Consider the following 21,714-nt stretch of genomic DNA (forward strand, 5'->3'; position numbering starts at 1 on the left):
CACCTTGGGTTTTATGCATGGCCTTCAATCACCCCGCTGAATACTTCTTCAACAATCGCCCGCCACGGGTCTAGGGTACGCGTCAGGTTGCATAACAATAAAAACGCAGGATGCAGCAATGACCGCCATGACTCGCTGCCTGGACCGTCCTGGATTCATGCCTCGGCTGTCCGCCCATCATCTGCTGCGCCCGCGACTGGCTGAGCCGTTGCTGGCGTCTGCCGCGCGGGTAAAGTTGGTGTGCGCCCCCGGCGGCAGTGGCAAGAGCGCGTTGCTTGCCGAGTGCGCATTGCAGGCGCCCGAAGGCTGTCAGGTGTACTGGTTGCCGCTCAATGGCGTGGCGCTCGACCCCCTCGATCTCTGCCAGCGCTTGGCGCATAACCTGGGGTTGCCCTTTACCGATGAAGCCACGTTGCTACAGGACCTGGGTCGCTGGCAGGCGCCGGCGTGGTTGTTCCTCGATGACTTTTGCCGCTTGCCCGCCCCCGCAACCGATGCCTTGCTCGACCGCCTGTTCACCGCCAGCAGCCCGGCGCTGACCTGGTGGCTAGGCGCGCGGCGGCGGCCGGCGTGCAATTGGCCGCGGCTGCTGCTGGACGACGAACTGCTGGAATGCGGCGCGGAGCTGGCCTTCAGCGCCGCAGAGATCCAGGCGCTGCTCAGCCATGCGCCGGGGCAGTCCGTCGAGGGCGTACTGCAATTCAGCGCCGGCTGGTGCGCCGGTGTGCGCATCGCGTTGCTGGGCGACGGGCATCCCGACAAGACCCTACTCGATTACCTGCAACACGAACTGTTCAGCACGTTGCCCCCCGAACTGGCCGACGCGTGGCGCGTGCTGGCCCACCTGCCGCGTTTCAACACCGGACTGTGCGAGCACCTGTTCGGCGCGGGCGACGGTGATCAGTACCTGCGTGACCTACAGGCCCTCGGCGCGTTTATCCAAGCGTGGGAAAGCAGCGATTGGTTGCAGGTGTTCCCACCCCTGGCACGCTTGATACGCGACGAGCCCTGGCCGACCAAGCGCTCCTGGCACCGTCGCGCCTGCCAATGGTTCACCGCCGAGCAGGACTGGCAGGCCGCCTTCGAACAGGCGCTGCTGGCCGAAGAATACGAAGTGGCGGTAAGCCTGTTGCAGCATTTCAGTTTCGAAGACCTGTTCCGTCAGCAGAACGCGGTGTTGCTGTTGCGCCTGCACGAGGAGCATGGCGACGAACTGATGCTCGGTTCAGCGCAGTTGGTGGGGCTGGTCACGGCGGCGCTGCTGTTTGCCGGGCGCTTCGAGCAGGCGGCGGTGTGCATCGACCAACTTGCGCGTTTCGCCCCGCAACCGACGGCGGCGCAACAGCGCCACTTGCTGGCGCGCTGGCAGGCACAGTGGGGGTGGTTGCTGCATTTGGACGGCGACGCCGAGGGTTCGCGCGCGCACTTTATCGAGGCCTTGCAAGCCTTGCCCGACAGCGCCTGGACCTCGCGGTTGATGTGCCTGTCGGGACTCACTCAGCAAGCCTTGCTGCGCGGTGAATTGGACGTGGCACAAACCCTCAACCGCGAAGCCCTGTGCCTGGCGCGCGCCCATGGCTCATTGCTGTTGGAAGCGTTGTTGGAGCTGGATCACGCGCAGTTACTGGAACAGCGCGGCGCGCCGCATCGGGCACAGAGCCTGCTGGAGCATATGCAGACGATGTTGCTCAAGCAGCGGCTCAAGGCCGGACCGTTGCTCGGGCGTATCGCCTTGCGCCGCGGGCACCTGGCGTTGCGCCAGGGGCAGGATGCCTTGGCCGAGGAGTGTTTTGAGAGTGGCTTGCCCCTGTGCCTGCACAGCCAGGACAAACGCGTGCTCTACGGGTTTCTTGGCCTGGCGCTGCTGGCGGCCAACCGAGGCGATTACGCCCAGGCATTCATTCAACTGCGCGAGGCCGAACGGCTGATGCAGCAACGCCAGGTGCCGGACACCGTGTACCGCGCAGTGTTGCTGCTGGTCAGCGGGCATTTCTGGTTGCAGCAGGGCCGCGCCGAGTTGACCGTGGAAGCGCTGCGCCGCGTGCTGCGCCACTTCCGTGGGCCGCTGGCCAAACAAGCGCCGCCGGCCACCCTGGAGTTGATCCCGCGCCTCGAATACTTATTGGTGCTGGCCGAGGTAAAACTGGGTTGCGCCGAACAGCCGCTGGCACGCCTGCAAGCGCTGCTGGACGCCACCCACCAGCGCGGCATGCTCTGTCTGGAAACCGAATTGCATCTGGTGCTGGGCGAAGTGGCTTGGCAACTGGGCGATGCCGGCCTGGCGCGTCGTTCATTGCACGCCGGGCTTGAATTGGCGGCGCGCTGCCAGGTGCAGCAAGCGATTCGCGAATTGCGTCTGCGCTCGCCGGGGCTGTTGAGCGAACTGGGGATGGAGCCCCAGGCCTCAAGCCCGGGCACGGTGGAAAACCCACTCAGTCAGCGCGAGTTGGAAGTGCTGCAATTGATTGCCCTGGGCAACTCCAACCTGGAAATCGCCGACCGATTGTTTATCTCCCTGCACACCGTCAAGACCCATGCACGGCGCATCCACAGCAAGCTCGGCGTGGAGCGGCGTACCCAGGCGGTGGCCAAGGCCAAGACGTTGGGCTTGATGACCTAGGCGCAGAACGCCTGGCGATATTCCCCAGGCGTGGCGCCCATGGCCTGGCGGAAGCGGTGAGTGAAATGGCTGGCGCTGGAGAAGCCGCATATCAGCGCAATCTCGCCAAGGGGCAGGGTGCCGCCCCGCAACAGACTCTGCGCACGAGCCAGGCGGCGCGCCAGCAGGTATTGATGGGGCGGCAGGCCGAAGCTTTGACGGAACATCCGCGCAAAGTGGTATTCCGACAACGCGCACAACCCGGCCAATTGGCCGAGGCTGAGCGGAGCCTCCAAGTGGTAATCGATGTAGTCCACCAACAACCGGCGTTGGTGCGGCGCCAGTCCGCCCTTCAAACGCAACCCGTCGCGCAGGCCGACCTGGCTGAGCAAAGTGTGGTTGAGCAGTTCGTGGGCCAGGCTGCTGGTCAGCAAACGCTCGGCGGGTTCCTGCCAGTTCAGGGCGATCAACTGGTGAAAGCGTTGGGCTTGCCTGGGGTCTTCCACAAACGTGCTCTCGTGCAACTGCACAGTGCGTGGTTCGCGGTCGAGCAGGGTCACGCAACCGAGGGCAAATTGTTCCTGGCTGAAGTACACATGGGCCAGGCGGATTTCGCCGTTGATCACCCACCCGGACTGATGCTCGGCGGGCAGGATGCACAGCTTGTCGGGGCCGCCCTTGGTGTCGGGCCGGTCGCGCCGAAACGTACCGGTGCCGCCGCCCACATAGCACGACAGGGTGTGATGCCCCGGCGCTTGGTAGTCCTGGGAGTCATGATGATTGCTCCACAGCGCCGCGGCGAGGCCGTCACCCAGCTCGGCGCAGGCTTCCAGGCGGGCGTGGGGCGAGCGGTTGAGGGCTTGGAAGACTTGCAGGGATTCCAGATCTGACATGGCGTGTACTCTCCGACGCCTTGCATCCTACTCCGCACTGCCGGCGCTGTGCGCTGCGCACCCGACAAAAGCGCAAGAATGTGCAAGAGCCGGGCGCGCCTTGGGGGCGACACTGAGGCTCAATCGATGGAGCCTGTCATGAACCTTTTCCTGTACTTACTCACCGTGCTGATCTGGGGCACCACCTGGATCGCCCTCAAGTGGCAACTGGGCGTGGTAGCGATTCCCGTGTCCATCGTCTATCGCTTCGCCCTGGCGGCGTTGGTGTTGTTTGCGTTGCTATTGCTCAGCCGCAAGTTGCAGGTGATGAACCGGCGCGGGCACCTGATCTGCCTGGCCCAGGGGTTGTGCCTGTTTTGCGTCAACTTCATGTGCTTTCTCACGGCCAGCCAATGGATCCCCAGCGGGTTGGTGGCGGTGGTGTTTTCCACCGCGACGCTGTGGAACGCGTTGAACGCGCGGGTCTTTTTCGGCCAGCGCGTGGCCCGCAACGTGTTGATGGGCGGTGGCCTTGGGTTGGCAGGGTTGGGGTTGTTGTTCTGGCCAGAGCTGGTGGGGCACACCGCCAGCCCGCAGACCTTGCTGGGCCTGGGGTTGGCGCTGTTGGGGACGATGTGTTTCTCAGCCGGCAATATGTTGTCGAGCTTGCAGCAGAAGGCCGGGCTCAGGCCACTGACCACCAATGCCTGGGGCATGGCGTATGGCGCGGCCATGCTGGCGACCTGGTGTGTGCTGCGTGGCATTCCGTTCGAGATGGACTGGAGCGCGCGGTATATCGGCGCGTTGTGGTACCTGGTGATTCCGGGGTCGGTGATTGGGTTTACCGCGTATTTGACGCTGGTCGGGCGTATGGGGCCGGAGCGTGCGGCGTATTGCACGGTGTTGTTTCCGGTGGTGGCGTTGAATGTGTCGGCGTTCGCCGAGGGCTATCAGTGGACCGCCCCGGCGCTGGTGGGGCTGGGGTTGGTGATGGCGGGGAATGTGTTGGTATTTCGCAAGCCCAAGATTGTGAGTCCGGTCTTGAACACGAGAACAGTCTGAACAGGGGGCAAGTCACTGATGCCCATCAGTAAAGGACTCAGTGAATGAATTTCTGTCCTGGACGGGACCAAATGTGGGAGGGGGCTTGCCCCCGATTACAGTGTGACAGTCAGCCCAGCTATCACTGACGCACCCTTATCGGGGGCAAGCCCCCTCCCACTTTTGATAGTCATTGCCTGGGGTGGGTCTGACTGGCCTCAGGACTTACCCCCTCGTTTCACCGAGTTCAGCGAGCTATTTTATCCCCAGGCGCTTGGCCAGGCGGGCGAGGTTGGCGCGGTTGAGGCCGAGTTCGCGGGCGGTGCTGGCCCAGTTGTGCTGGTGGCGTTCCAGGCAGGTGTTGATGATTTGCCGTTGGTAATCTTCGGTGGCCTGGCGCAAATCGCCGGTGATGGGCGTCGATGGTAGCTGGGCTTCGATTAGCGGCGCGCTGACGTCGGGCAGGTCGAGGTCGGCGGCGCTCAGGCTGAGAATCCTCGGACGTTCGCGACAGTTTCCCAGGGCCTTGAGCGCGCTGCGCCCGATCAAATGTTCCAGCTCCCGCACGTTGCCTGGCCAGTTGTAGGCCAGCAAGGCTGCCTGGGCATCGCCGGTCAGGCGCAGACTGCCCAGGCCCATGCGTGAACGGTTCTGTTCGAGGAAGAAACCCGCCAGCAGCAGCACGTCGCGACCGCGTTCGCGCAGGGCCGGTACTTGCAGCGGGTAAACACTCAGGCGGTGGTAGAAGTCGGCGCGATAGCGGCCATTGCGCACCTCATCGGCCAGGTCGCGGTTGGTGGCGGCGATCAGGCGCACATCCACGTGGTGTTCCTTGTCCGAGCCCAGGCGCTGCAGCTGACCGCTTTGCAGCACCCGCAGCAGTTTGGCCTGCACCGTCAGGGACAGCTCGCCCACTTCGTCGAGAAACAAGGTGCCGCCGTTGGCCAGCTCGAACTTGCCCCGACGCTCGTTCAGCGCGCCGGTGAAGGCGCCACGCACATGACCGAACAGCTCGCTCTCCACCAGGGTTTCCGGCAGGGCCGCGCAGTTGAGGCTGATCAGCGGTTTGTCGGCACGCGCCGAAGCGGCGTGAATCGCCTGGGCCACCAACTCCTTGCCCACCCCGGTTTCACCGGTGATCAGCACGGTGAGGTCGCTGCCGCCCACCAGTTTGATTTCTTCCACCAGGCGCTTGTGGCTTTTGCTCTGGCCGATCATTTCCTTGTGTTGTTGGCCGCTGGCCTGACGGTAGATTTCGGCGCGTTGGTGTTCGTCTTCGGCGCGCAGGGCCAGGCGTTCGATGCGTTCGGCCACATTGACGGTGGCGGCGGCCAGGCTGGCGAAGGCTTGCAGGGCGTCCAGCTCGACCCGTTCGAAGCGCTCGGTGTCGAGCGCATCGAGGGTCAGCAGGCCCCAGGGCCGGTCGTCGACAAACAACGGGCAGCCCATGCAGTCATGCACTGGCAGGTGCCCGTGCAGGCCGTCCACCAGGCCGTCATACGGGTCGGGCAACTCGCTGTCGCTGTCGAAGCGCGTGGGGCCGGGGCTGGCGAGCAACACCGCAAACCGTGGGTGTTCGCTGACCTTGAAGCGTCGGCCCAGGGTATCGGCGCTCAGGCCGTCCACCGCCAGCGGCACCAGCGCTTCACCGTCCAGGCGCAACAGCGCGGCGGCGTCGCAGGGCAGCAGAGTGCGCATGGCTTGCAGCAAGCGGCGGTAACGCTCGCCCTCCGGCAGATCGCGGGACAGGTCGGCCACTAAAGGCAGGAGGGTGGTGAGCAGTGAGTGCGCAGTCATAATGACTCCTTGTAGTCCTTATGACTCTAGCGTGTAGGAAGTCATACTGACTACATCTATTTCAAATAGCTGATAAATAACGAATTTTTAGTTGGCACGAATGCTGAGTACTCAAGGGTAATCCTTAAAGAAGCCCTGGAGGCTCTCATGCTTAGTGCCCAAGACCGTGCCATCGTCAAATCCACCGTGCCTCTGTTGGAAAGTGGCGGCGAAGCGCTGATCACCCATTTCTACCGCATGATGCTGTCCGAGTACCCCGAAGTTCGCCCGCTGTTCAACCAGGCCCACCAGGCCAGCGGCGATCAGCCCCGCGCCCTGGCCAATGGGGTGCTGATGTACGCGCGACATATTGACCAGTTGGATCAACTGGGCGATCTGGTGGCCAAGATCATCAATAAACATGTGGCCTTGCAGATCCTGCCGGAGCATTACCCGATTGTGGGCGCCTGCCTGCTGCGGGCGATTTCTGAAGTGCTGGGCAGCGAGATCGCCACGCCGGAGGTGATGAATGCCTGGGGCGCGGCCTACGGGCAATTGGCGGATATCCTGATCGGCGCCGAAGCGGCCATTTACGACGAGAAAGCCCAAGCCCCTGGCGGCTGGCGCGGTGCGCGGTCGTTCACGCTGGTCAAGCGGGTAGAGGAGAGCGCCGAGATCACCTCCTTCTATTTCACCCCGGTGGATAACGGCCCGATCCTGGCGGCTGCGCCAGGCCAGTACATCGGTATGACGCTGGTGTTGGACGGCGAAGAGGTGCGTCGCAACTATTCCCTCTCGGCGTTGAGCGATGCTGGGCAGTACCGTATCAGCGTCAAGCGTGAAGCCGGCGGGCGAGTGTCCAATTACCTGCATGATGAGTTGCAGGTGGGCGCGACCCTCGACCTGTTCCCGCCGGCGGGAGAGTTCACCCTGGCCGCCAGCGATAAGCCGTTGGTGCTGATCAGCGGCGGCGTAGGCATCACCCCGACCCTGCCGATGCTCGAAGCGGCGCTGGCCACCGAGCGCCCGGTGCATTTTATCCACTGCGCGCGTAACGGCGGCGTGCATGCGTTTCGCGACTGGGTCGACGCCCTGGCGGTCAAGCACCCGCAGCTCAAGCGTTTCTATTGCTATGCCGAAGACGACGGCGTGAGCCCGGCGGCGGACAAGGTCGGCCTGCTCAGCCAGGAACAACTGGCCGCATGGTTGCCTGAACAGCGCGACCTGGATGCTTACTTCCTGGGACCTAAAGGCTTCATGGCCGCGATCAAACGCCACCTCAAGGCCTTGGGCGTACCCGAGAAACAAAGCCGCTACGAATTCTTCGGCCCGGCGGCGGCCTTGGAATAGGACCTATAGGTCAACAATGTGGGAGGGGGCCTGCTGTGGTGAGCGGGCTTGCCCCGCGCTGGGCTGCGAAGCGGCCCCAAACCCAGGGACCTCGATGTGTCAGGTGAAATTTACATCGCCTGGAGTGGGGCCGCTTCGCGCCCCAGCGCGGGGCAAGCCCGCTCACTACAAGAACGTCACTTTCTGTTTACAGCGAAGATGTGTAGATGTCTCTGCCCAATACCTCTGCGTCCGATAGGGGTGCATCAGCCAGTCCCCCTCCCACATTTGGTTTTCCATTTCTCGCGATTAATCCGCCGTTAACCCGTCTCTGTTTAAACCACTGCCTGTGTGTAAACTCGCGCCTACAGGCACAACCAAACAAAGGGAAACGGAGATGAGTGACGAATTGCGTTTAGGCAGGGAGCGGCGCTTTCTGGTGTTGCTGGGCATCATCTGCCTGGCGTTGATCGGCGGGGCCTTGTACATGCAGGTGGTGTTGGGCGAAGCGCCTTGCCCACTGTGCATCTTGCAGCGTTATGCCTTGTTGTTGATTGCCATCTTCGCCTTTATCGGCGCCGCCATGCCCCGCAAAGGCGCCCTCACGTTTTTCGAAGGCTTGGTGATCCTCAGCGCCCTCGGCGGGGTCGCAGCGGCGGGCCATCATGTGTATACCCAGTTCTTTCCCCAGGTCAGTTGTGGCGTCGATGTGCTGCAGCCCATCGTCGATGACCTGCCGCTGGCCAAGGTCTTCCCGCTGGGCTTTCAGGTCGATGGTTTCTGCAGCACGCCTTACCCACCGATCCTTGGGCTGTCCCTGGCGCAATGGGCGCTGGTGGCTTTTGTGCTGACCGTGATCCTGGTGCCGCTGGGCATTTACCGCAATCGCCGTCACACGGCCTGAGCCCCTACACGAAAACGCCCCGGTTCCTCCGCTGGAGGGCCGGGGCGTTTTCGCAGGTAGGCTTTTATGAACAGAGCATGACGTCGGACAATTTCCGCTGCGCGCAGTGTGCGACATGTTGTCACACGGAAGCTGTCGCAGGACATTTCTGATCCCCCGCAACCCCGCTTAAATTTGCACCGAACGGTCAAATTGTGCTGTCACTTCATCGTCTGGCCTATGTCAGGAACTACGCGCCGTCCGCGCCATTCGATGATGTCCGAATGCCTTGTTTTATGGGGACTTGGATGGCTTTGGCAAGCCCTTACAGAGGGTAAGGGATGTGGCGGATTGCCCTATAACACGGCAATTTTTGTGGTTTTTGTTGAGAATCGAACACGATAAGATCCCCGACCTTTGCAATTTTGGTGAAGGATTATTGCTGCTTTCGATAAAAATTATTTCTTTATAAGACATGGTTTATACATCGCTAGCTAACTACAATCGCCCGCACTGAATGTCCGGTGCTGTTCAATATTTGAGCATTGGAGCGGTCGAGGGGCAGATGGATGGCTCTGTGCGACCCCAGGTTCCGGCAGCCTTTCAACTATCCGCACCAAATGGAATTGGTCTGTAACAAGGCCTTTAACCACGAAATCGAATAAGAACTCACCGCAGGCTCGTAAATCGTCCATTCATGGCGTGCGAGCAGGCTCTTATTCAATCGAAGAGAAATGCCAACCCTTGGCAGGGTGAAGTGTTGGCGATCAAAACCCAACTGCATTGCGCAAGCTGCTTTAGAGGTCGTGAGATGAGTAAAAACAGGTACCCCCGATTACTAGGCTTTTTGCCGCTGCTTGGCATGATGTTAATGCTGGGAGGCTGCAAGTGGACCTTGCTCGACCCAAAAGGACAGGTCGGTCTGGATGAACGAAACCTGATCATCACCGCCACCCTGCTGATGCTGCTGGTCGTGGTCCCTGTGATCATCATGACCTTCGCCTTCGCCTGGAAATACCGCGCGTCGAACACCAGCGCCACCTACGCGCCGAAGTGGTCGCACTCCACCAAGATCGAAATCGCGGTGTGGCTGGTTCCGATCCTCATCATCATTGCCCTGGGTTATGTGACCTACAAGTCCACCCACGCGCTGGACCCGTACCGTCCGCTGGAATCGGACGCCAAGCCGATCAATATCGAAGTGGTCGCGCTGGACTGGAAGTGGCTGTTCATCTACCCGGACCTAGGTATTGCCACGGTTAACCAGATCCGCTTCCCGGAGCACACTCCGCTGAACTTCAAGATCACCTCCGACGCCGTGATGAACTCGTTCTTCATCCCAGCCCTGGGCGGCCAGATCTACGCGATGGCAGGCATGCAGACCAAGCTGCACCTGATCGCCAACCAGAAAGCTGAAATGGAAGGCATCTCCGCCAACTACAGCGGCGCTGGCTTCACCGGCATGAAATTCAAAGCGATCTCGACGAGCCAGGAAGACTTCAACGCCTGGGTAGCCGAAGTCAAGGCCGCACCTAAACAGCTTGATCAAGCTGAATACGACGCCCTGGCCAAACCAAGCCAGAACAACCCTGTCGCGCTGTACTCCTCGTACGAGCCGAACCTGTTTCAGAAAATCGTCGACAAGTACGAAGGTATGAAGCCAGGCAAGCCGGTCAAGCACGAGAAGAAAGAAGTGGCCGCGGTTGAAGGTTCTGAGACGGGCGCGCATTCAACTGCTGGGGCAGAGGAGTAAACGATGTTTGGTAAATTAAGTTGGGATGCGGTCCCGTTCCACGAGCCGATCGTGATGGTGACCATCGCCATGATCGCGCTGGGTGGTCTGGCACTGTTCGCGGGTATCACTTACTTCAAGAAGTGGACCTACCTGTGGACCGAGTGGCTGACTTCAGTCGACCACAAGAAAATCGGCGTGATGTACATCATCGTCGCCATGGTCATGCTGCTGCGCGGTTTTGCCGACGCCATCATGATGCGTACCCAGTTGGCCATGGCCACCGAGGGTTCGCCTGGCTACCTGCCACCTGAACACTATGACCAGATCTTCACCGCTCACGGTGTGATCATGATCATCTTCATGGCGATGCCATTCTTCACCGGCCTGATGAACCTGGCAGTGCCGCTGCAGATCGGCGCGCGTGACGTGGCCTATCCGTTCCTGAACTCCCTGAGCTTCTGGCTGCTGGTTTCCGGCGTGGTGCTGATCAACGTATCCCTGGGCGTCGGCGAATTCGCCAAGACCGGTTGGGTTGCGTATCCGCCGCTGTCGGGCATTCAGTACAGCCCTGGTGTGGGTGTGGACTACTACATCTGGGCGCTACAGCTATCAGGGCTAGGGACGACGCTGACGGGGGTCAACTTCCTGGCCACCGTCCTGAAAATGCGCGCTCCTGGCATGAAACTGATGGACATGCCGATCTTCACCTGGACCTGCACCTGGGCAAACGTCCTGATCGTGGCTTCGTTCCCGATCCTGGCCGCAACCATGGCGCTGCTGTCGCTTGACCGTTACCTGGATTTCCACATTTTCACCAACGAACTTGGTGGCAATCCAATGATGTACGTGAACCTGTTCTGGGCATGGGGTCACCCTGAGGTGTACATCCTGATCCTGCCAGCGTTCGGTATCTTCTCCGAAGTGATCTCGACCTTTACCGGCAAGCGCCTGTTCGGTCACCACTCGATGGTTTACGCATCGGGCGCAATTTCCGTACTGGGCTTCATGGTGTGGCTGCACCACTTCTTCACCATGGGTTCGGGGGCCAGCGTCAACGCCTTCTTCGGCTTGGCAACCATGCTGATTTCCATCCCGACGGGGGTGAAGCTATTCAACTGGCTGTTCACCATCTACCACGGCCGTCTGCGCATCACCAGCCAGGTGCTGTGGACCCTGGGCTTTATGGTGACCTTCGCCATCGGCGGCATGACCGGCGTACTGCTGGCCATCCCGGGTGCTGACTTCGTGCTGCACAACAGCCTGTTCGTGATCGCGCACTTCCACAACGTGATCATCGGCGGTGCGGTATTCGGTTACATCGCCGGTTTCAGCTTCTACTTCCCGAAAGCGTTCGGCTTCAAGCTGCACGAAGGTTGGGGCAAGGCTGCGTTCTGGTTCTGGATCTCGGGCTTCTTCGTCGCGTTCATGCCGCTTTATGCACTGGGCTTCATGGGCATGACCCGTCGTCTGAACGCCACCACCAACCCTGAGTGGGTGCCGTACCTGTACGTCGCCATGTTCGGTGCGGTGATGATTGCGGTGGGTATCGCCTGCCAGCTGATCCAGCTGTATGTCAGCGTGCGTGATCGCAAGCAGAACATGTGCGAATCCGGCGACCCATGGAACGGCCACACCCTGGAATGGTCGACCTCGTCGCCACCACCGTTCTACAACTTCGCCGTGATCCCGACTGCGAACACGATCGATGCGTTCACCGAAGCCAAGGAAGACGGTACTGCGTACCAGAAGCCTAAACACTACGAACCGATCCACATGCCAAGCAACACCGCCACTGGCGTGGTGATGGGTGCGCTGTTGACCGTGTTCGGTTTCGCGATGATCTGGCACATCTGGTGGCTGGCGATCGTGAGCCTGGTGGGTACCATCGGTTACTTCATCGTCCACGCCGCACGTGATGATCAAGGCTACATGGTGCCGGTCGAAACGATCGAACGCATCGAAGCCGAGCAGCACGCTCGCCTGGTCGCCGAGAAGAAAATCCCGGCCAACCGTGTAGAAACCTCGTTGGAACAGGCTTAAACCATGTCGAACTTAGTGACCAATGCTGGACACGCCCATGTCGATGACCATGGGCACGATGACCATCACCACGACTCGGGGCCAATGACCGTCTTCGGTTTCTGGCTCTACCTGATGACCGACTGCATCTTGTTTGCGTCGATCTTCGCGGTGTACGCGGTACTGGTAAACAACGTAGCGGGTGGCCCGTCGGGCCACGACATCTTCGAACTGCCTTACGTGCTCGGCGAAACCGCCTTGCTGTTGTTCAGTTCGATCACCTACGGCTTCGCCATGTTGGCCTTCTACAAGGGCAACAAGAAAGGCGTGCTGAGCTGGTTGGCGCTGACCTTCCTGTTCGGCCTGGGCTTTATCGGCATGGAGATCAACGAGTTCCACCTGCTGATCTCCGAAGGCTACGGCCCGCACCGTTCCGGTTTCCTGTCGGCGTTCTTCACGCTGGTCGGCACCCACGGTCTGCACGTCTCGGCCGGTCTGCTGTGGATGGCGGTGATGATGTATCAGGTCAATAAGCACGGCCTGACCAACACCAACAAGACCCGCCTGAGCTGCCTGAGCCTGTTCTGGCACTTCCTGGACGTGGTCTGGATCTGCGTATTCACCGTTGTCTACCTGATGGGGACTCTGTAATGGCTAATGCACACTCCCATGACAGCCACGATGCAAGCCACGGCAGCGTCAAGTCTTACGCTATCGGCTTCATCCTGTCGGTCATCCTGACCCTGATCCCGTTCGGCCTGGTGATGTACCCGACCCTGCCGAAGTCGATCACCTTGATGATCGTCCTGGCGTTCGCAGTGATTCAGGTACTGGTTCACCTGGTGTACTTCCTGCACCTGGACCGCTCCGAGGCCCAGCGCGAGAACGTGATTGCGTTCGTGTTCGCCGGCCTGGTGATCGTTCTGCTGGTTGGTCTGTCGCTGTGGATCATGTTCAGCATCCACACCTACATGATGGCGAAGTGAGGTAAGACCCGATGTCGCTTAAGCACTTTATCCAAATCACCAAACCGGGGATCATTTTCGGTAACGTGCTTTCTGTGGCGGGCGGTTTCTTCCTGGCCTCCAAGGGACATGTCGATCTGGCCATCTTCCTGGCTGCAATGATCGGCACATCCCTGGTGGTAGCTTCCGGTTGTGTCTTCAACAACTGCATCGACCGTGACATCGATATCAAGATGGAACGCACCAAGAACCGTGTGCTGGTGCAGGGCCTTATCTCCCTGAAACTGGCACTGGTCTACGCGACCGTCCTGGGTGTTGCCGGTGTGGCCCTGTTGTACAAGGTGGCCAACCCGTTGGCGGCGTTGTTTGCCGTGATCGGTTTTGTCATCTACGTCGGCCTCTACAGCCTGTACCTCAAGCGCAAGTCGGTTCACGGCACGCTGGTGGGCAGTCTGTCGGGGGCGATGCCGCCGGTGATTGGTTATGTGGCTGTGACCAATAGCTTCGACATGGCCGCGCTGACGCTGCTGGTGATGTTCAGCCTGTGGCAGATGCCGCATTCCTACGCCATCGCGATTTTCCGCTTCAATGACTACCTGGCTGCGTCGATCCCGGTTCTGCCGGTAAAACGTGGCATCCAGGTGGCCAAGAAACACATCTTGCTCTACATCCTGGCCTTCCTTGTGGCGACCTTGATGTTGACCTTCAGCGGCTACGCCGGCATGAGCTACCTCGCCGTCGCCGCCGCCATGGGCATGTACTGGTTGTACATGGCGTGGACCGGCTACAAGGCGGTGGACGACACCGTCTGGGCGCGCAAGCTGTTCGTGTTCTCGATCTTCACCATCACCGCGCTGAGCGTGATGATGTCCCTGGATTTCCAAGTACCGAAAGAGCTTTTGCTGACCTACGCCCACTGAGTGGTCCGAGCAGTAAAAGGCCCCGCCTTCGCAAGAAGCGCGGGGTTTTTTATGGCATGGCCTCTAAACTATCCCCCATTCCACGCATCCAGGAAGCACAGCGATGAGTAAAAAAGCCGTAATGGTGTTCAGTGGCGGGCAGGACTCGACGACCTGCCTGATCCAGGCACTGGCGTTGTATGACGAAGTGCACTGCATCACGTTCGATTATGGCCAGCGCCATGTGGCGGAAATCGAAGTGGCCCGCCAGCTAGCCAAGCAACTGGGCGCCACGGTGCACAAAGTGATGGATGTGTCCCTGCTCAACGAGTTGGCCATCAGTAGTCTTACCCGCGACAACATCCCCGTGCCCACCGTGAACAGTTCCGGCGAAAGCCTGCCGAGCACCTTTGTACCGGGGCGCAATATCCTGTTCCTGACCCTGGCGGCGATCTACGCGTACCAGGTCAAGGCCGAGACGGTCATTACTGGCGTGTGCGAAACCGACTTCTCGGGCTACCCCGACTGCCGCGATGAGTTCGTCAAAGCCCTGAACCAGGCGCTCAAGCTGGGCATGGAGTACGACGTACGGCTGGATACGCCGCTGATGTGGCTGAACAAGGCCGAGACCTGGGCCCTGGCCGATTACCACCATCAGTTGGATCTGGTGCGCGAACACACCTTGACCTGCTACAACGGCGTGATCGGCACCGGCTGCGGCGAATGCGACGCCTGCAACCTGCGCGCTCGCGGCCTGAACGAATACCTGCAGAACAAGGCGCAGGTCATGCACAGCCTCAAGCATAAGTTGCAGCTCAACTAGGGCTATTCGGCCTTAGCGTGGGGGAGGGTGCGCAATGCTCCTCCCCACTGCGACCCTGTTCCTGCTCTGCGGTGATGTGGGTTTTTCTCGGGCGTCAGGTTAAATCTGCCCACGCTTATCTCGTCATACCCCTCTGTACGCACTGTGCGAATCCATCACCCGCCTACAAGGAGTAGTCACCATGGTCAGCGTGAGTCGTCGGTCCCTTCTCGCCTTCAGCGCCGCCTTGCCCTTGCTGGGGCGCTTGGACTGGGCGGTCGCGGCGACGCCGCCGGCCAAGGCCGACAAGGTCCGTCTCAACTACAACGAAAGCCCCTACGGTCCAGCCCTGGCAGCCCGTGAGGCGATGCAGCGCGGCATCGCCACTGCCGGGCGCTACCCGTACAACCACATGTATGCATTGGCCGCATTGTTCGCTCAGCAACAGGGCATTGCCGAAGAACAGGTGGCGGTGTTTTCAGGCTCCATGGCGGCGTTGCGTTATGCGGTGCTGGCGTTCACCAGCGATACCCGTGGCCTGGTAATGGCCACGCCATCCTACGAAGTACCGCGCCAGGCCGCCGAAGCGCACAAGGCGCCGGTGCATGAAGTGAACCTCGACGCCCACCACGCCCACGATATCCCCGCCATGCTCGCCGCCGCCCCCCAGGCCGGCATGCTCTACCTGTGCAACCCCAACAACCCCACCGGCACCCTGACTCCCACCCAGGCCATTCGCGACGCACTGGCGAACAAGCCCAAGGGCAGCGTGCTGGTGGTGGACGAGGCTTACATCGACTTCGCCGACGCCCCGAGCGTGGTCAGTTGGGTCAAGGACCACGACGACCTGCTGGTGCTGCGCACCTTCTCGAAAATCTACGGCATGGCGGGCGCACGCCTGGGCCTGGCCATCGGCCACCCGACGTTGCTGGAGCGGCTGGCGGTGTTTGGCGGCGACAATGTGCCGGCGGGCTCGTCGTTGCTTGGCGGCCTTGCCAGCCTGGAGGACGTCAAACTGCTGCCCCAGCGTAAAGCCCTCAATGCCCAGTTACGCGATGAAACCCTGGCCTGGCTCAAGGGCCGTGGTTTCACTTGCACCGCTTCCCACAGCAATTGCTTCATGATCGACGTCAAGCAGCCCGCGCAGCAGGTCATCGAAAAGCTCGCCGCCGAAGGCGTATTGATCGGCCGGGTGTGGCAGAACTGGCCGCAGTGGGTAAGGGTGACAGTGGGGAACAAGCAGGAGATGGCGCGCTTTCGTGAGGTGTTTGCCGCGCGGGTTTAGCGCAGGACTCCATGAGGGAAGGGCGACGCTCCTCCCTCAATGAAGTCCCAGGTGTTATTGCTGCGCGATGCTGTACCCATCAAATGCGGTCTTCTGTTGCAAGGCATTCACCACGTTCTTGCGGTTGACCGGCAACTCGGCGCCGTTGTTGTCGGTGAACGACTCACGTTCCAGCTCGGCGTCATCCCCTTCGCCCACAAAGCTGAACCCTAGAAACTCGAACGCTTCACGGTCCACGTTCAGCTTGGAGCGTGGCGTGCGCAGCGGCAGGGTGACGCTGATGCCGTCCTTGCTGATCACGAACACTTCGGCGTCTTTCTTGGCGCGTGCCGCCTTGCCCTTGCCGGCGCTCGGGTTGCTGATGGCTTGATGGGTCTGGTTCAGCACCTTGAGGGCCAGGCCGTAGACCAGTTCCTGAAACTCGGGGTCGTCCTTGAAGCTGGACAGGATGCGGCTGATGGAGAACTTGCTGCTTAAGTCTTCCAGGGCCAGGTTGTCGGCGGCTTCGGCGTCCTTGAGTTGCTTGAGCTGGCCCATCAGGTCGTAGGCCTTGTCGTCGTCGAACGCATCGTGGGCCTGGCGGATGGCGACGCGCAGTTCGCGGATCTGGTCGCTCTCCTTGGAAGTGTGAAATGCGTCCAGCACCATCTCGCTGATGGTCTTGGCCGCTGGCACATGCTGTGAAAGATTGATGGCGTTTTCGTATTCAGCTTTGGAGGCCAAGGCGACGACGGATTCTGCGGTGTAGGAATCGGACATTAATAGTTCACTACTTCAATAAACGGAGACAAAAAAGCGTCGCGCATTTTCAAGGGGCAGGTCAGTCAGGTCAAGGCGGCACACTGCCTTCGGCGTTCCGCTGATCCATATCAAAAGGCCATGCCGGAGAGTGGTTTACAACAACCTTGGGGCTGATTGCGCCCCCGACTATTTGCCTGAGAACGCATAAAAACAATTGCAGACCTGCGCCGAGGAGACCGCTCCACGCCAGGTTCTTAAAGGACTATTGCGATGATGTTTGCCCTCTTACGCGTCAGCTTCGTGGGGATGCTGATGTGCCTGTCCCTCTCGCTGCACGCCAGCACGCCCGACACCCCTCTGCTCGAACGCGGCCACTACGTCGCCCAACTCGGCGACTGCATTGCCTGTCACACCGCCAAGCCAGGCGCGCTGATGGCCGGCGGACTGGCGTTGAGTACGCCGATGGGGACGATCTACTCCAGCAATATCACGCCCGATGCCGAGACAGGCATCGGGCGCTACACCTTCGAGCAGTTCGACCGCGTCATGCGCGAAGGCGTTACCCCCAGTGGTATGAACTTGTACCCGGCGATGCCGTATCCGTCCTACGCGAAGATCAGCGAAGAGGACATGCGCGCGTTGTACGCCTACCTGATGCAGGGCGTGCCGGCGGTCCGCCAGGACAACCTGCCGGCGGACATGGGCTTTCCGTTCAATCAGCGCTGGGGCTTGGCGCTGTGGAATTTCGCCTTTCTCGACAAGCAACCCTTCCAACCCGATCCGGGCCGCGACGCGGGGCTCAACCGTGGCGCCTACTTGGTTCAGGGCCTGGGGCATTGCGGCTCGTGCCATACGCCGAGGGGCATCGCGTTCCAGGAAAAAGCCATGAGCGATACCGAGCGCGGCGGCCAGCACTACCTGGCGGGGGAAACCGTCGAGCATTGGCGCGCCTTGAGCCTGCGCAACCTGTGGACCGTTGACGACACCGTGCAACTGCTCAAGACCGGGCAAAACCGTTTTGCCACAGTGTCGGGCAACATGGCCGATGTGATCCATCACAGCACCCAGCATTTCAGTGATGACGACCTGATTGCCATCGCCCGTTACTTAAAATCCCTGCCGGCGGGCCAGGAGGATCTGCCGATGCCTGCCGTGGCCAAAGCCCCGGCTGCCGTGCCTGACGACCTGTTCAGCAGTCGTGGCGGCCTGGGCTACATGCAGTTCTGCAGCGACTGCCACCGCAGTGACGGTGCCGGCGTGAAGGGCCTGTTCCCGCCGTTGGCCGGCAACCCGAGCGTGGTCGCCGCTAACCCAACATCTCTTTTGCATATCACCCTCACCGGCTGGGCAACCGCGCAAACCGCCACCCATCCGCGGGTCTACACCATGCCTGGGTTCGCGCGGCTGGCCGACCAGGAGATCGCCGAGATCCTCAGTTTTGTGCGCACCCACTGGGGCAACCAGGGCACGCCGGTCAGCCCCGCGCAGGTGAAAACCCTGCGCGAGCAGCTCAACCCGGCCAGCAGTGACATGTCCGCGTTCCAAACTCCGCGTCTGGCCGAGTTGCTGGCCGCGCCGAATGCCGACCAGGTGCTGCGTGGCATGCGGTTGCATCTGCAGACCAAGGCACTGCTGCCGGACAATGTCGGCAACGCGCTGAACTGCACCAGTTGCCATCTCAACGCAGGCACGGTGGCCGATGGATCGCCGTTCGTAGGGGTGTCGGCGTTTTTCCCCGGTTATGCCCCGCGTGCCGGCAAGGTGATCACGTTGGAGGAGCGCATCAACGGCTGTTTCCGCCGGTCCATGAACGGCAAGCCGCTGGCGCCGCAATCGGCGGATATGCAGGCGATGGTGGCGTATTTCGACTGGATGAAAAACAACACCCGCCCGCAGGACAAAGTCGCCGGGCGCGGCGTGGGTAAGGTCGACCCGACGCTCAAACCCGACCTGGCCAATGGCAAAGCGGTGTACGCCAAGCAATGCGCGGTGTGCCATGGCGACAATGGCCAGGGCCTGACCCGTGCCGACGGTGAATGGATCTACCCGCCGCTGTGGGGCGAGCAGTCGTTCAATATCGGTGCGGGGATGGCGCGCACCTACACGGCCGCCGCGTTCGTCCAACGCAACATGCCGATTGGCTTCCACGAGCGCTTCCCGCTGGGGCAGGGTGGCTTGACGGAACAGGAAGCGGTGGACGTCGCGGCGTACTTTTCCGGGCAGCCGCGTCCGGACTTCCCGGACAAGGTCAAAGACTGGCCGAACGGCGGCAAACCGGTAGATGCGCGCTACTGATCCAGGCGCTTGAAGCAGGCTTCAAGGATATCCAGCCCTTCTTCCAGCACCGCCGGCTCTGTGGTCAGCGGTGCCAGCAGGCGGATGATGTGCCGCGCCTTGCCGCTGGGCATCAGCAGCAACCCGGCGTCCCGCGCCAGGCCGAGCAGTTGCGTCAATTGCCGGGGCGCCGGCGTGCCGTCGGCGTTGGCCAGTTCGATGCCGCGCATGGCGCCGACGCCGGTCATGCGCCCGAGGTAGGGCGACAGCGCTTGGTCGCGCCAGGTCGCGTAGCGGCGGACAATCGCGGCTTCCTGCTGCGCGCCCCACGCGTGCAAGTTTGCGTCCGTCATCACCTCCAGGGTGGCCAGCGCCGCCGCGCAGGCGATAGGGTTGCCGGAGTACGTACCGCCCAGGCCGCCTTTGGGCAAGTTGTCCATCAGGTTTTTGCGCCCGACCACCGCCCCCAGCGGTACACCGCCGGCAATGCTTTTGCCCAGCAAGATCAAGTCCGGCTCAATGCCCAGGCGCGAAAACGCGAAGCGTTGACCGGTACGGCCGAAGCCCGATTGGATTTCGTCGGCAATCAGCAGGATCTGTTTCTCGTCGCAGAAACGCCGCAGCGCCTGGGCAAATTCGACGTCCAGGGCCAGGAAGCCGCCTTCGCCCTGCACCGGTTCGATGATGAAACAGGCGACGTCTTCCACATCGATTTCCACGCTGAACAAACGCTCCATGGCCTTCAGTGCGTCGGCGCAGGTCACGCCGTTGTCGGCGCTGGGATACGGCAGGTGATACACCGGGCCGGGCAGTACGCCGACCTTTTGCTTGTAGGGCGCGACCTTGCCGTTAAGGTTCAAGGTGGCCAGGGTGCGGCCATGGAAGGCACCGTCAAAGGCGATCACCGCAGTGCGGCCGGTGGCGCCGCGCACGATCTTCAAAGCGTTTTCCGCCGCTTCCGCGCCGCTGTTGGTGAGCATGCCGCTGACCGGGTAGCTCACAGGGATAAAATCACTCAGGCGTGCCATCAGCTCGATGTAGGGCGCGTGCGGCGCGGCGTTGAAGGCATAGTGCGTGAGCCGAGTAGCCTGCTCGCGAATCGCCTCGACTACCTGCGGGTGGCAATGGCCGAGGTTGAGCACACCGATGCCGCCGACGAAGTCGATATAGCGCTTGCCTGTGGTATCCCACACTTCGGCGTTCTTGCCGTGGCTGAGGCTGATGGGGTGGACGATGGAAATCGACTGGCTGACGGTGGCGTGGCTCATGAATCCGGGACTCGGCAGTGGCGGGGCGTTTTTTATCTAAGCCGCCCGCCGGGGCCTGTCGCAAACGAAATAAAGTCTTTGGGTCATTCCAAATCGGAAGGAGCTACTGCCGAAGGGGGGGCGGATAAACCGGTCGACACTGCTCAAGTGCGCGCCGCTGCGCTGACGCCTCCGGTTATTCCGACACCCCGGCCTTGCCCGCGGCCTTGGCGCGATACAACGCTTGATCGGCGCGCTCCATTAGGGCAGCGGGAGATTCATCCGCGTGGCGCTCGGCCACGCCCAGGCTCAGGGTGACGGCGAAGTCGCCGGGTGCCTGTATGGTGCGTATCTTGCGGCAGATCTGCTCGGCCAACGCCTTGGCCGTTTCCAGGGTGCTTTCGGGCAGGATCACCATGAATTCATCGCCACCCCAGCGTGCCAGCAGATCACACGGGCGAATGCAGCTCTCCAGGCACTCCACCACCCGCACCAGGGTCTGGTCGCCAGCGCCGTGACCATAGCGGTCGTTGATGGGCTTGAAGTCATCGATGTCCATGGCGATCAGGGCCAGCGGCAGGCGGAAGCGCTGGGCACGTTCGCACGCTTGCAGCAGGGTTTTTTCCAGGCGATAGCGGTTGGCAACCAGGGTCAAGGCGTCCCGCTCGGCCAAGGCGCGGTTTTCGTCCAACTGCAATTTGAGTTGCTGGTTGACCCGTGCCAGTTCACGGGTGCGTTCGGCCACCAGCGCTTCCAGCGACTGGTTGCGTTGTTCGAGTTGGGCGACTGAATATTTGCGCGCTTGAATGTCGCGATGGGCGCCGACCATGCGCGCCACCGAACCGTCGGGGTTACGCGCGATCACGTAGCCGCGGTCCTCGATCCATAGGTAGCTGCCATCTTTTTTTCGGCAACGGTATTCGGTTTGGTAGTGCGGCGCGCGGCGGTTGATGTAGTCATCGAACAGCGCCATCACCTGGGGGTAGTCCTCCGGATGAATGATGTTTTCCCAGGTGAACAGCGTGTTCTCCAGCGCATGCCGCGGGTAGCCCAGCATTTCGTACCAGCCCGGATTGCGGTAGACGAACCCGGTGTTGGCGTTCCAGTCCCAAATGCCGTCGCTGACCAGCTCCAGGATGGTGTGCAGCATGTCGGCGTTGAGGTGCGAGAAATCCTGCTTCGCCGGGTTGCTGCCTGAGGTATCGCCCATTGCTTTTGCTCCTTGCATGCGCGCTGTGTGCGCCGCC

At 61.3% G+C, this 21,714-nt stretch carries 17 protein-coding genes and 1 pseudogene; 12 read left to right on the plus strand and 6 right to left on the minus strand.

The window, feature by feature from the left end; all coding sequences use genetic code 11:
- Window positions 1-118: 118 nt before the first annotated feature.
- A complete protein-coding gene (locus tag K1567_RS21230; protein WP_034115054.1) occupies window positions 119-2,620 on the plus strand; it encodes a LuxR C-terminal-related transcriptional regulator in 2,502 nt (833 codons plus the stop codon).
- Here the strand turns inward: K1567_RS21230 and K1567_RS21235 are convergent.
- On the minus strand, window positions 2,617-3,492 hold the full coding sequence (locus tag K1567_RS21235; protein WP_169868787.1) for an AraC family transcriptional regulator: 876 nt from the start codon (window positions 3,490-3,492) through the stop codon (window positions 2,617-2,619). The genes K1567_RS21230 and K1567_RS21235 overlap by 4 nt on opposite strands.
- Window positions 3,493-3,630: 138 nt before the next feature.
- Here K1567_RS21235 and K1567_RS21240 point away from each other — a divergent pair, with 138 nt between their 5' ends.
- Window positions 3,631-4,533: a DMT family transporter gene (locus K1567_RS21240; protein ID WP_169868786.1), complete on the plus strand. Its 903-nt coding sequence runs from the start codon at window positions 3,631-3,633 to the stop codon at window positions 4,531-4,533.
- A gap of 234 nt (window positions 4,534-4,767) precedes the next feature.
- Here the strand turns inward: K1567_RS21240 and norR are convergent, their stop codons facing one another.
- Window positions 4,768-6,309, minus strand: coding sequence for a nitric oxide reductase transcriptional regulator NorR (gene norR, locus K1567_RS21245; RefSeq protein WP_034100512.1), 1,542 nt, complete (start codon window positions 6,307-6,309; stop codon window positions 4,768-4,770).
- A 147-nt stretch (window positions 6,310-6,456) separates the two neighbouring features.
- Here norR and hmpA point away from each other — a divergent pair, with 147 nt between their 5' ends.
- Both hmpA and K1567_RS21255 read left to right on the plus strand, forming a co-directional pair.
- Window positions 6,457-7,638 carry an NO-inducible flavohemoprotein gene (gene hmpA, locus K1567_RS21250; protein WP_169868785.1) on the plus strand — a complete coding sequence of 394 codons (1,182 nt, stop codon included), beginning with the start codon at window positions 6,457-6,459 and terminating at the stop codon, window positions 7,636-7,638.
- Window positions 7,639-8,014: 376 nt separating this feature from the next.
- Window positions 8,015-8,521 carry a disulfide bond formation protein B gene (locus tag K1567_RS21255; protein ID WP_034100508.1) on the plus strand — a complete coding sequence of 169 codons (507 nt, stop codon included), beginning with the start codon at window positions 8,015-8,017 and terminating at the stop codon, window positions 8,519-8,521.
- A gap of 473 nt (window positions 8,522-8,994) precedes the next feature.
- On the opposite strand, the pseudogene K1567_RS27790 reads toward K1567_RS21255, so the two are convergent.
- Window positions 8,995-9,284 (minus strand): annotated as a pseudogene (locus K1567_RS27790) (hypothetical protein).
- 27 nt (window positions 9,285-9,311) lie between these two features.
- Between K1567_RS27790 and cyoA the strand changes: the two are divergent.
- From cyoA to K1567_RS21290, 7 genes are all read left to right on the plus strand, one after another.
- On the plus strand, window positions 9,312-10,253 hold the full coding sequence (gene cyoA, locus K1567_RS21260) for a ubiquinol oxidase subunit II (protein ID WP_034100506.1): 942 nt from the start codon (window positions 9,312-9,314) through the stop codon (window positions 10,251-10,253).
- Between the two features lie 3 nt (window positions 10,254-10,256).
- Window positions 10,257-12,275: a cytochrome o ubiquinol oxidase subunit I gene (gene cyoB / locus K1567_RS21265; RefSeq protein ID WP_034100504.1), complete on the plus strand. Its 2,019-nt coding sequence runs from the start codon at window positions 10,257-10,259 to the stop codon at window positions 12,273-12,275.
- 3 nt (window positions 12,276-12,278) lie between these two features.
- The gene (locus K1567_RS21270; protein ID WP_024077337.1) at window positions 12,279-12,905 is read left to right on the plus strand and encodes a cytochrome o ubiquinol oxidase subunit III; all 627 of its coding nucleotides are present in this window, start codon (window positions 12,279-12,281) and stop codon (window positions 12,903-12,905) included.
- Window positions 12,905-13,240, plus strand: a complete 336-nt coding sequence (cyoD, locus tag K1567_RS21275; protein WP_003176003.1) for a cytochrome o ubiquinol oxidase subunit IV — start codon at window positions 12,905-12,907, stop codon at window positions 13,238-13,240. Before K1567_RS21270 ends, cyoD begins: the two co-directional genes overlap by 1 nt.
- Before the next feature lie 11 nt (window positions 13,241-13,251).
- Complete coding sequence (cyoE, locus tag K1567_RS21280) at window positions 13,252-14,139, plus strand: heme o synthase (RefSeq protein ID WP_034100500.1); 888 nt, start codon at window positions 13,252-13,254, stop codon at window positions 14,137-14,139.
- A 103-nt stretch (window positions 14,140-14,242) separates the two neighbouring features.
- Window positions 14,243-14,941 (plus strand): 7-cyano-7-deazaguanine synthase QueC, encoded by a 699-nt coding sequence (queC, locus tag K1567_RS21285; RefSeq protein WP_034100498.1) that lies wholly within the window; start codon window positions 14,243-14,245, stop codon window positions 14,939-14,941.
- A gap of 181 nt (window positions 14,942-15,122) precedes the next feature.
- A complete protein-coding gene (locus tag K1567_RS21290) occupies window positions 15,123-16,205 on the plus strand; it encodes a pyridoxal phosphate-dependent aminotransferase (protein WP_040269406.1) in 1,083 nt (360 codons plus the stop codon).
- Between the two features lie 54 nt (window positions 16,206-16,259).
- Here the strand turns inward: K1567_RS21290 and K1567_RS21295 are convergent, their stop codons facing one another.
- Entirely contained in the window at window positions 16,260-16,964 is a 705-nt protein-coding gene (locus tag K1567_RS21295) for a hypothetical protein (protein WP_034100494.1), read from the minus strand.
- A gap of 252 nt (window positions 16,965-17,216) precedes the next feature.
- On the opposite strand from K1567_RS21295, the gene K1567_RS21300 reads away from it, so the two are divergent.
- On the plus strand, window positions 17,217-19,241 hold the full coding sequence (locus tag K1567_RS21300; protein WP_184336192.1) for a c-type cytochrome: 2,025 nt from the start codon (window positions 17,217-17,219) through the stop codon (window positions 19,239-19,241).
- On the opposite strand, the gene K1567_RS21305 is transcribed toward K1567_RS21300, so the two are convergent.
- Window positions 19,235-20,488 carry an aspartate aminotransferase family protein gene (locus K1567_RS21305; protein ID WP_220698836.1) on the minus strand — a complete coding sequence of 418 codons (1,254 nt, stop codon included), beginning with the start codon at window positions 20,486-20,488 and terminating at the stop codon, window positions 19,235-19,237. The genes K1567_RS21300 and K1567_RS21305 overlap by 7 nt on opposite strands.
- A 175-nt stretch (window positions 20,489-20,663) precedes the next feature.
- On the minus strand, window positions 20,664-21,677 hold the full coding sequence (locus tag K1567_RS21310; protein ID WP_094065537.1) for a sensor domain-containing diguanylate cyclase: 1,014 nt from the start codon (window positions 21,675-21,677) through the stop codon (window positions 20,664-20,666).
- Between the last annotated feature and the right edge of the window lie 37 nt (window positions 21,678-21,714).

It is taken from the genome of Pseudomonas sp. S5F11 (assembly GCF_019641515.1).
GTDB lineage: Bacteria > Pseudomonadota > Gammaproteobacteria > Pseudomonadales > Pseudomonadaceae > Aquipseudomonas > Aquipseudomonas rhodesiae.